The following is a 13,626-nucleotide window of genomic DNA, read 5'->3' on the forward strand; positions in this document are numbered from 1 at the left end:
GCCCCTGGCCGTGCGGGCGGGAACCGGCCGGGACGTGCCGGTCAGGAGGTGCCGGACAGGGCGGCGACGAGCCCGAAGCCGCCGCAGCACAGCACGCCGACCACGGCCAGCGTGACGAGCAGGATGCTGTAGTTGGACCACATGCCGAAGCGCGTGACATCGGTGCCGTGCCCGTCGTGGACGCGGTTGCGCCAGCCGCCGAAGCGGAACGACAGGTGGTGCGCGGCCCCGGGCTGCGCGACGAGCGCGGTGGTGATGACGGGGATTCCGATGAAGTCGGTGTACCGCACGTCGTGTGGCCCCGCCGGGACGGCCACGTGCCAGGTGCCCTCGCCGGGGATCGGCACCGTCCGGCCGTCGATCTTGAACTTGCTGGTGGCCGGGGCGGGGACGAGGTAGGGCCCCCGGTTGACCGAGACGACCAGCACGGCGTGGCCCGGGGGCGGCGGGATCGGTTGCGGGTAGGCGGTCAGCGGCGCGACCGCGCCGGGCCCGGGCGGGTACGACGGGTGAGGAGGATACGACACGGCCACATCCTGGCATGGCTGCGCATCCCGGGCCGGGCCGCAGGGGGTGTCGGCCGCGACGGGTGGTGTGACCGTCGCCGCAGTCCTTGACTCCGCACCGACGCCCGTAGCAGCATCGCAAGGCGAGACGCTGTCTCGAATTGTGGTGACTGTCGGGGAAGGGTCGATCGTGCGCCGCTGGCTGTCCCGGATCCCGCTCGACCCGTACATCCTGGCGCTGCTGGCGACCCTGGTGGTCGCCACCGTGCTGCCGGCCCGGGGCCGGTTCGCCGACGGCGCGTCCGTGGCCACCACCCTCGCCATCGGGCTGCTGTTCTTCCTCTACGGCGCCCGCATCTCGCCCGGCGAGGCGTGGGCCGGGGCCCGGCACTGGCGCCTGCACGTGCTGGTGCTGTCCAGCACGTTCGTGCTGTTCCCGCTGCTCGGGCTGGCCGCCCGGGTGCTGCAGCCCGCCGTGCTGACGCCGGAGCTCTACCAGGGGCTGCTGTTCCTGTGCGTGGTGCCGTCCACCGTGCAGTCGTCGATCGCGTTCACCTCGATGGCCGGCGGCAACGTGCCCGCCGCCATCTTCAGCGCCTCCTTCTCCAACGTGGCCGGCGTGCTGCTCACCCCCGTGCTGGCCGGCGTGGTGCTGGCCGGCACCGGCGCGGTGAGCTTCTCGGCGGGGTCGGTCCTGGAGATCGTGGCCCAGCTGCTGCTGCCGTTCGCCGCCGGGCAGGCCCTGCGGCCCTGGCTCGGCGGCTGGATGGGCCGGCACAAGCGGGTGCTCACCCTCGTCGACCGGGGGTCGATCCTGCTGGTCGTCTACACCGCGTTCAGCGCCGGGGTGGTCGCCGGGGTCTGGCAGCGCACCTCGCCGGGCCGGCTGCTGGCGCTGCTCGGGGTGCTGGCGGCGCTGCTGCTGGTGGTCCTGCTCGCCACGGCCGGGGCGGCGCGGCTGCTCGGCTTCACCCGGCCCGACCGGATCACCGCGATCTTCTGCGGGTCGAAGAAGAGCATGGCGACGGGGCTGCCGATGGCGGCGGTGCTGTTCAGCCCGCAGACCGTCGGCCTGGTGCTGCTGCCGCTGATGTTGTTCCACCAGCTCCAGCTGCTGGTCTGCGCCGAGCTGGCCCGCCGCTGGGCGGCGGGCGGGCCCGCCATCCGGGAGGACGCTCGGTGATCCCTTCCGCTCGGATGGGTGATGTGTCATCTTCGAGGGATGCGGGTCGGTAGTCACGCCGGTGCACGGGCCCGACCCCGCACCGGGCTGACCGTCGGCCTGCTGGTCGTCGCCCTGCTGGCCCTGTTCGGGGGCGTCGCGTACGCCGCCCTGCTGCACGTCCAGCAGGCGAAGATCCGCCACGAGCTCGACTGGGCGGTGCTGCACGGCCGCCCAGCCGACCCGTCCGGCTGCACCTGGATCTTCGGCGGCGCGAGCGACACGGGGCACGCGGGCGCGCCCCCGGCCGGTTTCCCGCGGCACGAGGCGATCCACGCCGTGGCCCGCACCGGTCGGCCGCAGGTCAGCCAGGTGGCCCGCAACGGCACCGTCTACCACGTACGGACGCAGATGCGCGGCAACAAGGTCGTCCAGGTGGTCTTCGACGCCCGCTTCCAGCTCGCCGAGCGCCGCTACCTGCTCTGGGGGTTGTCGCTCGCGGCGGCGGCGGTGCTGGTCGCGGCGACCGTGACCGACCTGCGGTTGCGCCGCGCGGCGGTGCTGCCGCTGGCCGAGGCGCTCGACCGGCAGCGCCGCTTCGTCGCCGACGCCAGCCACGAGCTGCGCGCCCCGATCACCCGGGTGCACACGGCGGCGCAGTTGCTGGCGCGGCGCGCGGAGCGCTCCGGCCACGACGCGGACCAGGCGGACCTGGACCGGCTGCTGGACACCACCCGCCGGCTGGGGGAGATCGTCGACGAGCTGCTGCTGTCGGCCCGGCTGGCCGACACGACGTCGGTGGCCCGGCCGCCCGCGACGGTCGACCTCGCCGCGCTCGTCACCGAGGCGATCGAGGCCGACGCGCCGCGCGCCGCCGAGCACGGGGTGACGCTCGCCGTGGCCGGCGCGGACGCCCCGGTGCCGGTGCACGGCGTCGGGCCAGCGCTGCGCCGGGTGGTGGCGGAACTGCTGGCCAACGCCCTGAACCACACCCCGGCCGGTGGCCGCGTCGAGGTGCGGCTGCGTCCGGCGGCCCCGGGCCACGTCGAGCTGGTGGTCACCGACTCCGGCCGGGGCTTCGACCCCCGGCACGCCGACCGGATCTTCGACCGGTTCCACCGGGGCCCCGGCTCCGGCGACCGCCGGGTCGGGCTCGGGCTGGCCCTGATCCGCGAGGTGGTCACCGCGCACGGCGGCACGATCAGCGCCGCCGGCCGGCCGGGGGCCGGGGCCGCCTTCACCGTACGGCTGCCGGTGCGTGACGGGACGCGGCCCGGCGCGACACCCCCGGACGGCGACGCCACCGGGTCCCGGTGGCCCTTCTGCTGGCGCGTCGGCCGCGACCGGGCAGGCCAGGAGCGCGAGCTGACCGGGTCCTGACCGGGTCCCGACCAGCGGAGAATTCCGCGGGTCAACCTTCTCAGCGTTCGGTGGGACCATAAACAAATGGACGACCCGCCGGCCCCGGCGCACGGACCGCTGCTCCTCGTCGAGGACGACGCGGAGCTCGCCGACATGCTGGTCGAGCTGTTCAGCGGGGACGGCTACCGCATCGACCTGGCCCGGGACGGGCAGCGGGGCCTGCACCTGGCCCTGCGCGGCCGGTACCAGGTGATCATGCTCGACCGGCGGCTGCCCGCCATCGACGGCGTCGACCTGCTCATCCGGCTGCGCCGCTGCGCCGTCGCCGCCCGGGTGCTCATGCTCAGCGCCCTGGCCGACCCCACCGAGCGGATCCGGGGCCTGGACGCCGGGGCCGACGACTACCTGCCGAAGCCCTTCGAGGTGGCGGAGCTGATGGCCCGGGTCCGGGCGCTGACCCGCCGCCGCTTCGACGGCGCGGAGCTGATCCCCATCGGGGCCGGGCAGCTCGACCTGGCCCAACGCGGGGTGCGGCTGCCCGACGGGCGGGAGGTGACGCTCAGCCGGCGGGAGTTCGAGCTGATCCGGCTGCTCGCCACCCAGCCCCGGATGGTGCACAGCCGCAGCCAGCTGCGGGGGCGGGTCTTCGGCGCCGACCGCACCGAGGCGGTGGTCGACACGTACGTGCACTACCTGCGGCGCAAGCTCGGCGACGGGGTGGTCCGCACCGTGCACGGCCTCGGCTACCAGATCGGCGCCCTCTGAGGGCCCGTCAGCGGAAGCCGCGACCGGTGGCCGGCACCTCGGCCAGCCGCGTCACCTGCCCGTCGGGGCTCGCCGCCCCGGCCGCCACCGGCCCCGGGGCCCACTCGGTCAGCTCGGTCACCTGACGCGGGTAGGCGTCCTGCTGCGTCAGGTCGTCGAGGAACTGGGCGATGAGGCCCCGGTCGATCCCGGGCATCAGGTAGACGTGCGCGAGCTCCCGGTTCTGCTGCGGGCCGACCGGCAGGGTCTCCAGGGACAGCGAGTACTTGTCGACGTACTTCTGGGCCGGCCTGCGGAACCGGACGGTGAGGGCCAGCGGGCTGCGATCCACCCACAGGTCGAGACCGATCTTCCTGCCCACCGCGGCCAGTCCGTCCCTGACCTGGCCGGCGAGCTGCTGCGCCTCGAGCGCCAGCCTCGTCTGCTCCCCGTACGAGTGCCGGGCCAGGTAGCTCCACAGGATCAGGGGGGAGAAGCCGTTGCGGGACCCGGCGAAGGTGGAGTCCTGGGCGCCGATGTACTCGGGATCGTCGGGCGGGCGCAGCTGATACTTGACCTTGGTCATGAAGACCCCGCAGGGCCAGGGCGCGCCGACCCACTTGTGCCCGCTCATGACCAGGGAGAAGACGTACGGCAGGCGGAAGTCGAACGGCGGCACCCGCTCCGGCAGGCCGGCGTCGGCCAGGAAGGGCATGTACGCGGCGCCCAGCGCGCCGTCGACGTGGATCCAGAAGCCGTGCCGGACGTCGTAGCGCCTCTTCTCCCTGTCGTACTCCACCTGCCGGTCCACCAGCCCGTACCGCAGGAAGATCGGCAGCAGCCGCTCCGTCACCCGCTCCACGTCGTCGTACGCGCACTTGAACGTCGAACCGTAGTTGAGGCTGACCATGATGGGGTGGCCCTTCGCGGCGAAGAACTCCACCAGCACCGCCAGCTTGTCGACGTCGATGTCGCCGTTGCCCAGCACGCCGCCGACGGAGGGCACCTCGGTCGGCCACGGCCCGCCGGGGCTCAGCGGGCAGTCGTCGGGGTAGTCGCGGCTGCCGACCTCGTAGAAGGTCTTGAAGTTGAGCACCCGCGCGGCCTTGGTGAACGAGTAGTGGGTGTCCTCCGAGTAGAAGATGATCGGGTCGTAGGCGTTCGGGTTGTCCGGCGGCGCCTTGGCCTGCACCCAGGTCAGCCGCGGCACCCCACCGTCGTCGGCGGCGGGATCGACCATGAGCGCCCGGCCGGCCAGGTAGTCGCGGGCGTTCCACAGGGCCATGATGTTGCCCTCGGTGGAGCCCATGGTGAGCACGTATCCCCAGTAGGATTCCGCGTCCGCGGGGTCGTGCGGCACCTTGGCGTGCCACAGCCGGGCGTAGTAGTCCAGCACCTCCCGCTCGACCAGCTTGCTGTTGAGCCGGAAGTTTCCCCTGACGAACGGGTCGCCGACGTTGTTGACGTGGAAGTCGAGCAGCCACGCCAGGTCGCCGGTGTAGTCGAGGTGCTCGTTGGCCTGGTAGCCGAGGAAGGTCGCCTGCTGGGCGCGGGTGTGTTCCTCGAAGCAGGCCAACGCCTCGCGCCGACGGTCCTCCGGCACTCCGTCCGGGGTCAGGGTGAACAACCCCGCACACGGCTCCGGCTCGGTCGTGCGCCCCACGGGCCGGCTCGTTCGGTTCTCGGTCATCAGGTCCCCGTTTCGTCCCGCCCGGGCTCCGTGGCGGCTCACGCTCCCGCGAGGGCGCGGAGCAACTGCGTCTGGGCCCGGGTCATCCTGGTCACTTCGCTCACGGCGACGCTCTCGCCCTCGCCGTGGATCCGACACACCGGCTCCTCGCAGCCCCAGAGGATGACCGTGGCGCCCTTGTTGATCTGCTGGAGCGTCGCCACCAGCGGAATGCTCCCGCCCTGGCCGGTGCGCGCGGTCGTGCGGCCGTAGGCCCCGGCGAGCGCCTGTTCGGCCGCCTGGAACTCCGGCGTTTCCGGGTGCGCCGCGAACCCCGGCCCCACGGTGTGCTCGGTCACCGTGACGTGCGCGCCCCAGGGCCGCGCTCGGTCCAGGTGCGCGCGCAACGCGGCGACCGCGTCGGCCGGGCTTTGGTCGGGCGCGATCCGTACGCTGAGCCGGGCCGTGACCGACGGCTGGAGCTGGTTCACCCCCTGCTCGGCCGGGGGCAGCCCGGTCAGCCCGGTCACGGTCACCGAAGGGCGGCCGAAGAGCCGGTCGGCCAGCGCGCCGGTGCCCGTCAGCCGCACCCCGTCGAGCACCTTCGCGTCGGCCCGGAACCGCGCCTCGTCGGGCTCCTGCCAGCCGCCCCGGTAGGCGGTCAGCCCGGGCACCGTGACGTCGCCGGCGTCGTCGACGATGCTGCCGAGCAGCTTGACCAACGCCAGGAACGGATCAGGTGCGGCTCCGCCGTACATGCCGCTGTGACACTGCTCGGCCAGGGTGGACACCTGCACGTCCACGATCACCATGCCGCGCAGGGTGGTCGTGATGGCCGGCTCGTCCACGGCGAGGTTGCCGGTGTCGGCCACGACCACCACGTCGGCCCGGAACCGGTCCGGGTTGTTCCGCACGTACTCGTCGAGCGTGCCGCCGCCGATCTCCTCCGCGCCCTCGACGAGCAGGATCAGGTTGACCGGGAGCCGTCCGGCGAACTCGCAGACGGTGCCGAGGTGCAGCACGATGCCGGACTTGTCGTCGGCGGCGCCGCGACCGTACAACCGACCGTCGATCATCGTCGGGGTGAACGGGTCCATCGTGGTCCCGTCGACCGTCCACGGCCCGTCGGCCGGGACCACGTCGTAGTGGGCGTAGAGCAGGACCGTCTTCAGCTCCGGGCGTGTCGGGGTGGCCGCGTACACGATCGGGCTGGTGCCGTCGCCGATCGGCAGCTCGGCGGCCTCGACCCCGGCCGCCCGGAAGAGCTGCACGACCTGTTGCCGCATCGCCGTGACCGCGGCCTCGTTCTTGCCGTCGCTGACCGACCGGATCGCCACCAGTTGGCTGAGGGCGGCGACGGGATCGAAGGTGTCGCCCGTTGCGGGTTCCGGCACGCCGGCCATGGCATCTCCTCTCCGGGGCACAAGCCTGACGGTAGGGGAAACCGTGGGCCGGGGAGGCCGAACGACGGAAGACCCGCAGCCGACCGCCCGGGGACCCGATGCCCCGGGCGGCCGGGCGGTCAGGAGTCCCAGATCGCGCCGTACGCGGGGACGCCGCGTTCCTCCATGCCCCGCACCACCTGCCAGGTCAGCGGGCGGTTCGAGATGCAGATGACCGCCTCGGCATCGAACTGGCGGTACGCCTGCCAGGCCAGCCGCAGCATGTCGGGCTTGCCGTCGCGGGCGGTGTCCCACAGCAGCGCGTCGGGCTGGTGGGCGAGGATCTCGTCGACCAGCGCGTCGCCGAAGGTCTCCCGGTGCCGACGGGCCACCCAGACGAGGCGGGCCGGCACCTGCTCGGCCAGCAGGTGCGGCAGCACCGGGCCGATGCCGCTGCCGGTGGCCACGTAGACCACCCGCCGGAAGAGGGTCTCGACGTTGGCGACCCCGGCGGTGCTGATCCCCTTCACCCAGACCCGCTGCGGCGCGTCGTCGATGAACCGTCCGGTCCAGTCGCCGGCCCGGGAGACGGTCAGCCGGAAGCCGCTGCGCCCCGGCGCGGGCACGTTGGCGAAGGAGTGCCACTCCCACAGCGGCCGGCGGCTGATCGCGGTGGACGAGCCGGGGAACGGGGTCACCCCGTGGTCGAAGTGGACCAGCGCCACGTGCGACGAGGGGCGCTCGACCACGACCGGCACCCGGCGCAGCCGCAGCCAGGGCAGGGCGATGCTGGCGGTCAGCACGGCGAGCACCCAGCCCTGCGGGGAGGCGGCGAGGGCGACCGGCCCGCCGGCCAGGAGGCCGGCCTGCGCCCACAGCAGCAGCAGCGCCGCCCAGCCGCCGAGGCGGTGGGTGCGTTCGAACAGGTCGTGCCGGCGGGACCGCACCGGCGGCAGGGCGGTGCCGACGACCGCCAGCAGCAGGCCGGCGGTGGCATATCCGGTGACCAGGGCCCCCGCCCCGCCCGGCCCGCGCCCGCCGGCGGCGGTCAGCGCGCCGAGCTGCCCGAGGTACCAGGCGGTGCCGGCGAGCGCCCCGCCGACGTGCAGCCCGCCGAAGTGGTAGACCTTGCCCAGGGTCCAGCGGATCCGCAGGGGCCACCGGGTCGGCGCGCGGGTGGCCAGCCAGAAGAGCAGGTTGATCACGTACTGCTGGCGCACCAGGACCGCCAGCGCGACGTTGGCCAGCGCGGCGGCGCCCAGGGCCTCGGCCGCGCCGGGCCCGCGCCACCAGTCGGCGGCCAGGCCGTACGCCAGCAGCGCGGCGTTGGCCGCGAGCACCGCCGCGACCAGGCGGTGGTGGTGCATGAACCGGGGGTGGGCGAGGATCCGGCGCAGCGTCGACACCGGGGGTGGCGGCGCGTCGCCGGGCGGGCCGGCCGCGTCGGTACGCGGGGGAGCGGGCGGGGCCGGCTGCGGCCGGACGGGGGTGGTGGTCACGCCGCCGCCTCCTCGATGTGCGCCCACTGCCAGCGCAGGTCGAGGGCGAGCCGGCGCAGCGCGTCCCGGTCGACCTTGCCCCGCCCGGTCATCGGCAGCTCCGGCAGCGGGTGCACGGCCGCCGGCACGCAGTAGTAGGCCAGTGCGGCGGCCACCGCGTCCCGGCACCGCTGCGGGTCCAGCTCGGCCGGGGCGACGAAGGAGACCAGGTCACGGTCGGTCAGCTTGAGCGTGACCGCCGCCCGGCAGCCCGGCACCGCCTCCAGCACGGTCGAGACCGCGTCCAACTCGACCCGGAAGCCCCGGACCTTCACCTGGTCGTCGGTGCGGCCCAGGTGCTCCAACTCCCCGTCGGCGCTCCAGCGGCCCCGGTCGCGGGTGCGGAACATCAGCCGGCCGCCGCCGAGGAACGGGTCCGGGGCGTACCGCTCGGCGTTGAGCGCGTCGTTGTCGAGGTAGCCGGCGGAGACGCAGCCGCCGCCGGCCCACATCTCGCCGACCTCGCCGATGCGGCACGGCCGCCCGTCGGCGTCGAGGACGTAGACGGTGTTGTTCGGCGTCGGCCGGCCGATGGTGAGCGGTCCGCCGGGCCGGTGCCGGTGCATGGTGTTGACGATGGTGGTCTCGGTCGGCCCGCAGCAGTTGTAGAAGGCGCGGCCGGCGGCCCAGCGGTCGGCCAGCGGGCGCGGGCAGGGCTCGCCCGCCACGGCGACCGTCCGCACCCCGGCGCACCGGTCCGGGTCGATGCGCCCGAGCACCGACGGGGTGGCGACCACCACGTCGGCGCGGGCGGCGGTGGCGGTGAGGTCGCGGTCGCGCACGAGCAGGGTGCCGCCGTTGGCGAGGCAGCCGAGGATCTCCCAGGCGGCCATGTCGAAGGCGACGTTGAGCAGCTGGGCCACCCGCCGGCCCGGCCGGATCCCCAGGTTTCCCGGCGCGGTGAGCAGGAGGTTGGCCACGTTGCCGTGGGTGACGGTGACCCCGTTCGGCGTGCCGGTGGTGCCGGAGGTGAACAGGACGTAGCAGCCGTCGTCGGCGGTCACCGGGCGGTCGGTGCCGGGGGCGGTCAGGTGCCGGCCGGGCGGCAGCGGCTGCGCCATCAGCTCGTCGACGGCGAGCCGCGTCACGCCGGGCAGCGCCGGCACCGTGTCCAGGGCGCCGGCCGTGGTCAGCACCACCCGGCACCGGGCGGTCGTCGCGACCTGCCGCAGCTGCCGGTGCGGGGTGATCCGGACGTCCTGCGGGACGTAGGCCGCCCCGGCCTTCAGCGTCGCCAGGATCCCCACCAGCATCGGCAGCGAGCGGCTGGCGAAGACGCCCACGGCGTCCCCGGCCCGTACGCCGAGGTCGGCGAGCCGGGCCGCGAGCCGGTTGGCCTGGCGGTCCAGCTCGCGGTAGCCGATCGTCTCGCCGAGGTGCTCGGCGGCGACGGCGTCGGGCGCGGCGGCGGCCCAGCGTTCGAACGCCTGGTGGATGCGCAGGTCGGGCACGGTCACCTCGGGTCCCCGGCCGAACCGGTGGAACAGCCGGCGCTCGCGCGGTGGAAGGTGGTCAAGCAGGGGGCCTCGCCAGCCGTCCGGACCGGCGGGGAGGGCGCTGACCGGGCGGGGCGTCGCGCCGTGGATCGTGTCGGACTGTCGTACGGGCATGGTCGCTCCTCGTCTGACCGGCCGCCCTGCGCGGCGATCAGCATCGATGCTCGACAATTCGTTTGGGAAATGTCTTAGATTCCGCGGGGGCGCCCCTGGCCTGCTTGTCAGATTGCGAGACGCCGTCTCTCTTGACGTCGCGCTGGGGCTGCCCTAGCCTGGGGCGACACCGTCAGCCGCAGGAGACGCCATGATCCGAGTTCCGCAAGGCGCTGGATTGTTGGTGCGCGGTTACGAGGAGCCGCTGCGGGTACACCCGCCGCGAGAGGGCATGCGCCCCGGGACCGCCGCCGGGGATCCGCAGACCCCCTTCTGACGGGCCGCCCCGCCGCCGTGAACGGCGGCGAGGCCGCCCCTGTCGTCGATCGCCCGGCCCGTGGCAACGCCCGCGCCGGGGCACCGACCCGTACCCGTCAGAACCGACCCTCGGAGCGCATCATCATGACCACCGCAATCGACCTCGCCCCCATCTCCGGCCCGTCCGCCTGGCGCGGCGACGAGCTGCGTACCTCGACCGAGTGGGTCTACCAGCTCAGTGACGCCGAGCGTGCCGAGCTGGAGACCGTCGGCCGCCGCTTCGTGGCCGACAACCCCGACCTGCGTACCGTGACCGCCGCCGACTACCCGCTGCCGGCCTGCGCCGGCCTCAACGAGGAGTGCGCCCGCCAGCTCGACTCCGGGCGCGGCTTCATCCTGGTTCGCGGGCTGCGCACGGAGGAGTACGGCGACACCCTCGCCGGGGCGATCTTCTTCCTGATGGGGCTGCACCTCGGCGTGCCGATGGGGCAGAACCAGATGGGCGACGTGCTCGACCACGTCATCGCCACCTCCAACAAGACCCTCGACGACCCGTCGGCGCTGCCGTCGCGGGTGCGGGACCGGCTGCCGTTCCACTCCGACAGCTCCGACGTCGTCGCGCTGATGTGCCTGCGGGCGGCCAAGGCCGGCGGGGCGAGCAGCCTGGTCAGCGGCACCACCATCTACAACGAGATCCTGCGTCGCCGGCCGGACCTCGCGCCGCTGCTGTTCGAGTCGTGGCACTGGGACTGGCACCGGCAGGACCCGGACGCCCCGGCCCGCACCTACACCTCGCCCATCTGCAGCTACGTCGACGGCATCTTCAGCACGTACGCCGGCAGCTCGATGATCTTCTCCGCACAGGACTACCCGGAGGTGCCCCGGCTCACCGAGGCGCAGATCGAGCTGCTGCACCTCTACGACGAGGTGTCCCAGGCCCCCGGCCTGGCCCTGGACATGGACTTCCAGCCCGGGGACGTGCAGTGGCTGCTCAACTACGCCGCCCTGCACTCGCGCACCGGCTACGTCGACTTCCCTGAGCCGGAGCGCCGCCGCCACCTGCTGCGGCTGTGGCTCAAGCGCGACGTCGGCCGGCCGCTGGTCAGCGGGTTCGGCAAGCACGTGGTGACCGAGCGCGGCAGCGAGATCGCGCCGGGCGGCCGGTTCCGCATCGCCGAGGCGGTCGAGCCCAACTTCGAGTGGGGCAACTGACCCGCCGGCCCCTCGTCAGGACGGCCCGCAGCGCCCCAGAGTCGTGGCGCGGCGGGCCGTCCGCGTCGTGACCGCCCGTCGCCCTCACGCGGGCTGCGCCTGGCGGGCGCGGCCCGCGTCCCGGTCGGCCCCGCGGTCGGGACGCCGGCGCGCGGCGAACCAGAGCAGCCACCCCATGAGGACGACCTCGCCGACGAACGTGACGGCGGCGGCCTGCACCGGGTACGCGGCCGGCACCAGCGCGCCGATCGAGTCGGCGAGGTAGCCCGCCCCGGCGACCGCCACGAGCGACGCCACCCAGGCCGGCACGGCGGCCGACCGCCAGGCCAGCCACCCGACCGGCAGCAGGTGGACGCCGAACAGGATCAGGCCCAGGCTCCAGACCTCCTCGAAGTCGGTGATCCGCGCGCGGACACCGGCGTCGATCCGGTCGGTGCCGCCGTCGCGCAGGAGGCCGGCGGTGGCGACCAGGTGCGTGATCGCCACGGCGAGGACGACCGCGTACCCGGTGCGGCACCAGGCGGCGAGCAGCGCGACGGCGCGGCCGGCGTCGGCGAGGAACGCGCGCAGCGCCCAGGCGACCAGCACGTCGAGGCAGGCCACCGCGAGCAGGGCGACGACGGCCAGGACGAGGGCCCGCTGGTGCGACAGCGGTAGGCCGCTGGTCTCGGCAGCGTCGGCGGCGGCCAGCCGCTGCACGATGCCGAAGTTGGCCAGCCCGGCGAGCACCGCCATCAGCAGCAGGCCGACCCCGGCCGCCCGCGCGGCGCGCCACACCCGGGTGTCGCCGGCCCCGGCGGCGCTCGACGCCACGTCGCCGGTGGGGCCGGGCCGCCCGCCGGTGGCCGGGGCGAAGCCGCGGGCCAGCAGGAGCACGCCGAACACGAGCTCGAACAGCCCGCCCGGTGCCGCCAGCACGAGCCCGACCCGGATCCCCGCCAGCTCGGCCGCCGCGCCGGCCGCCAGCAGCGCGTACCCGGCGACTCCCCAGCCCGCGAGCCAGCCCGGCAGCCAGCGCTGCCGGGCCAGGGCCAGGCAGAACGGCACGCTGCCCAGGCCCAGGGACAGCATGGCCGCCTGGTAGGCGATGTCGGCGGCCCCAGCCCCGGCGGAGTCCCGCAGGACGAGCCCGGCGGCGAGCAGGAACGCCTCCGCGCCGCGCGCGACGAGGTAGCCCCAGGCGGCTCCGGGGTGGGCGGGGCGCAGCGCCCGGAAGGCCAGCGCGCCGATGGCGGCGACCAGGGCGGAGTTGAGCGCCACGAGCGCCGCCCCGGCGGGCTGCCCGGGCAGGGCGCTGCCGACGCCGTAGGCGACGAACGCCAGCAGGAAGAACGCGCCGGCGCAGCGGCCGGCCACACGGAGGGACATCGAGCCTCCCAGGCTCTCGTACTAAGTACGATAGGCTCGGCGGGCAAGCGCGGTCAACGCGGTGTCGAGCGGAGGGGGTCGGGCGGTGGGCGGAGCGGGGCGGCAGCTCAGCCGCGAGCGGGTGCTGCGGGCGGCCGTCGGGATCGCCGACGCGCACGGCCTGGCGGCGTTGACCATGCGGTCGCTGGCCGCCGAGCTGGACACCAGGCCGATGTCGCTCTACCACTACATCCGCAACAAGGAGGAGCTCCTCGACGCGCTCGTCGACGGCGTCTTCGCGGAGATCGACCTGCCCGGGGCGGGCGGCGACTGGCGGGCCGAGGTGCGCCGGCGGTGCCTCTCGGCCCGTGCGGTCCTCGCCCGGCACCCCTGGGCGCTGGCGCTGGTGGAGACCCGGACCAGCCCCGGGCCGGCGACCCTGCGCCACCACGACGCCATGCTCGGCGTGCTGCGGGCCGGGGGCTTCTCGCTGCCGATGACGGCCCACGCGTACGCGATCGTCGACGCGTACGTCTTCGGCTTCGTGTTGCAGGAGGTGTCGCTGCCGTTCGACGGCGGCGACGCCGCCACCGAGGTCGCGGACTCGATCATGGAGGGGTTCGCGGCGGGCGACTACCCGCACCTGGTCGAGTTCGCGACGCAGCACGTCCGGCAGCCCGGCTACGACTTCGGCGGGCAGTTCGAGTTCGGCCTCGACCTGATCCTCGACGCGCTGGCGGCCCGCAACGGCCCCGCGGGCCCGTAGCCCCATCACGCCGAACGGGCCGGCCCCGGTG

The 13,626-nt window shown here is 74.5% G+C and carries 11 protein-coding genes; 5 read left to right on the forward strand and 6 right to left on the reverse strand.

All coding sequences use genetic code 11. The features are described 5' to 3' along the window. Positions 1-41: 41 nt before the first annotated feature. On the reverse strand, positions 42-527 hold the full coding sequence (locus LPA42_RS10345) for a hypothetical protein (protein ID WP_077937483.1): 486 nt from the start codon (positions 525-527) through the stop codon (positions 42-44). A 145-nt stretch (positions 528-672) separates the two neighbouring features. Here LPA42_RS10345 and LPA42_RS10350 point away from each other — a divergent pair, with 145 nt between their 5' ends. The 3 genes from LPA42_RS10350 to LPA42_RS10360 all read left to right on the forward strand — a co-directional run bounded on the left by LPA42_RS10350 (position 673) and on the right by LPA42_RS10360 (position 3,795). Beyond that, positions 673-1,689, forward strand: a complete 1,017-nt coding sequence (locus tag LPA42_RS10350; RefSeq protein ID WP_228986513.1) for a bile acid:sodium symporter family protein — start codon at positions 673-675, stop codon at positions 1,687-1,689. Between the two features lie 39 nt (positions 1,690-1,728). Then, positions 1,729-3,048 (forward strand): cell wall metabolism sensor histidine kinase WalK, encoded by a 1,320-nt coding sequence (locus LPA42_RS10355; RefSeq protein ID WP_077937477.1) that lies wholly within the window; start codon positions 1,729-1,731, stop codon positions 3,046-3,048. Positions 3,049-3,114: 66 nt separating this feature from the next. Next, entirely contained in the window at positions 3,115-3,795 is a 681-nt protein-coding gene (locus LPA42_RS10360; RefSeq protein ID WP_096761636.1) for a response regulator transcription factor, read from the forward strand. A gap of 7 nt (positions 3,796-3,802) precedes the next feature. Here LPA42_RS10360 and LPA42_RS10365 read toward each other — a convergent pair whose 3' ends face one another. The 4 genes from LPA42_RS10365 to LPA42_RS10380 all read right to left on the reverse strand — a co-directional run bounded on the left by LPA42_RS10365 (position 3,803) and on the right by LPA42_RS10380 (position 9,973). After that, a complete protein-coding gene (locus tag LPA42_RS10365; protein ID WP_077937478.1) occupies positions 3,803-5,464 on the reverse strand; it encodes a pyridoxal-dependent decarboxylase in 1,662 nt (553 codons plus the stop codon). A 38-nt stretch (positions 5,465-5,502) separates the two neighbouring features. After that, complete coding sequence (locus LPA42_RS10370; protein ID WP_077937479.1) at positions 5,503-6,846, reverse strand: M20/M25/M40 family metallo-hydrolase; 1,344 nt, start codon at positions 6,844-6,846, stop codon at positions 5,503-5,505. 119 nt (positions 6,847-6,965) lie between these two features. Next, positions 6,966-8,231 carry a hypothetical protein gene (locus LPA42_RS10375; protein WP_096761637.1) on the reverse strand — a complete coding sequence of 422 codons (1,266 nt, stop codon included), beginning with the start codon at positions 8,229-8,231 and terminating at the stop codon, positions 6,966-6,968. Positions 8,232-8,320: 89 nt separating this feature from the next. Further along, positions 8,321-9,973 carry an amino acid adenylation domain-containing protein gene (locus LPA42_RS10380; protein ID WP_077937486.1) on the reverse strand — a complete coding sequence of 551 codons (1,653 nt, stop codon included), beginning with the start codon at positions 9,971-9,973 and terminating at the stop codon, positions 8,321-8,323. 441 nt (positions 9,974-10,414) lie between these two features. On the opposite strand from LPA42_RS10380, the gene LPA42_RS10385 reads away from it, so the two are divergent. After that, positions 10,415-11,482, forward strand: coding sequence for a TauD/TfdA family dioxygenase (locus LPA42_RS10385; protein ID WP_077937487.1), 1,068 nt, complete (start codon positions 10,415-10,417; stop codon positions 11,480-11,482). A gap of 84 nt (positions 11,483-11,566) precedes the next feature. Here the strand turns inward: LPA42_RS10385 and LPA42_RS10390 are convergent, their stop codons facing one another. Further along, a complete protein-coding gene (locus LPA42_RS10390; RefSeq protein ID WP_077937488.1) occupies positions 11,567-12,850 on the reverse strand; it encodes a DUF4386 family protein in 1,284 nt (427 codons plus the stop codon). A gap of 85 nt (positions 12,851-12,935) precedes the next feature. On the opposite strand from LPA42_RS10390, the gene LPA42_RS10395 reads away from it, so the two are divergent. Continuing rightward, positions 12,936-13,595 carry a TetR/AcrR family transcriptional regulator gene (locus LPA42_RS10395; RefSeq protein ID WP_228986514.1) on the forward strand — a complete coding sequence of 220 codons (660 nt, stop codon included), beginning with the start codon at positions 12,936-12,938 and terminating at the stop codon, positions 13,593-13,595. Positions 13,596-13,626 lie beyond the last annotated feature (31 nt).

The organism is Micromonospora sp. DH13 (assembly GCF_020873825.1).
GTDB lineage: Bacteria > Actinomycetota > Actinomycetes > Mycobacteriales > Micromonosporaceae > Micromonospora > Micromonospora haikouensis.

Coding starts and splice junctions, on each gene's coding strand:
- LPA42_RS10355 (WP_077937477.1), top strand. CDS start 1,729: ATGCGGGTCGGTAGTCACGCCGGTGCACGGGCCCGACCCCGCACCGGG.
- LPA42_RS10380 (WP_077937486.1), bottom strand. CDS start 9,973: ATGCCCGTACGACAGTCCGACACGATCCACGGCGCGACGCCCCGCCCG.
- LPA42_RS10385 (WP_077937487.1), top strand. CDS start 10,415: ATGACCACCGCAATCGACCTCGCCCCCATCTCCGGCCCGTCCGCCTGG.
- LPA42_RS10390 (WP_077937488.1), bottom strand. CDS start 12,850: ATGTCCCTCCGTGTGGCCGGCCGCTGCGCCGGCGCGTTCTTCCTGCTG.
- LPA42_RS10360 (WP_096761636.1), top strand. CDS start 3,115: ATGGACGACCCGCCGGCCCCGGCGCACGGACCGCTGCTCCTCGTCGAG.
- LPA42_RS10370 (WP_077937479.1), bottom strand. CDS start 6,846: ATGGCCGGCGTGCCGGAACCCGCAACGGGCGACACCTTCGATCCCGTC.
- LPA42_RS10365 (WP_077937478.1), bottom strand. CDS start 5,464: ATGACCGAGAACCGAACGAGCCGGCCCGTGGGGCGCACGACCGAGCCG.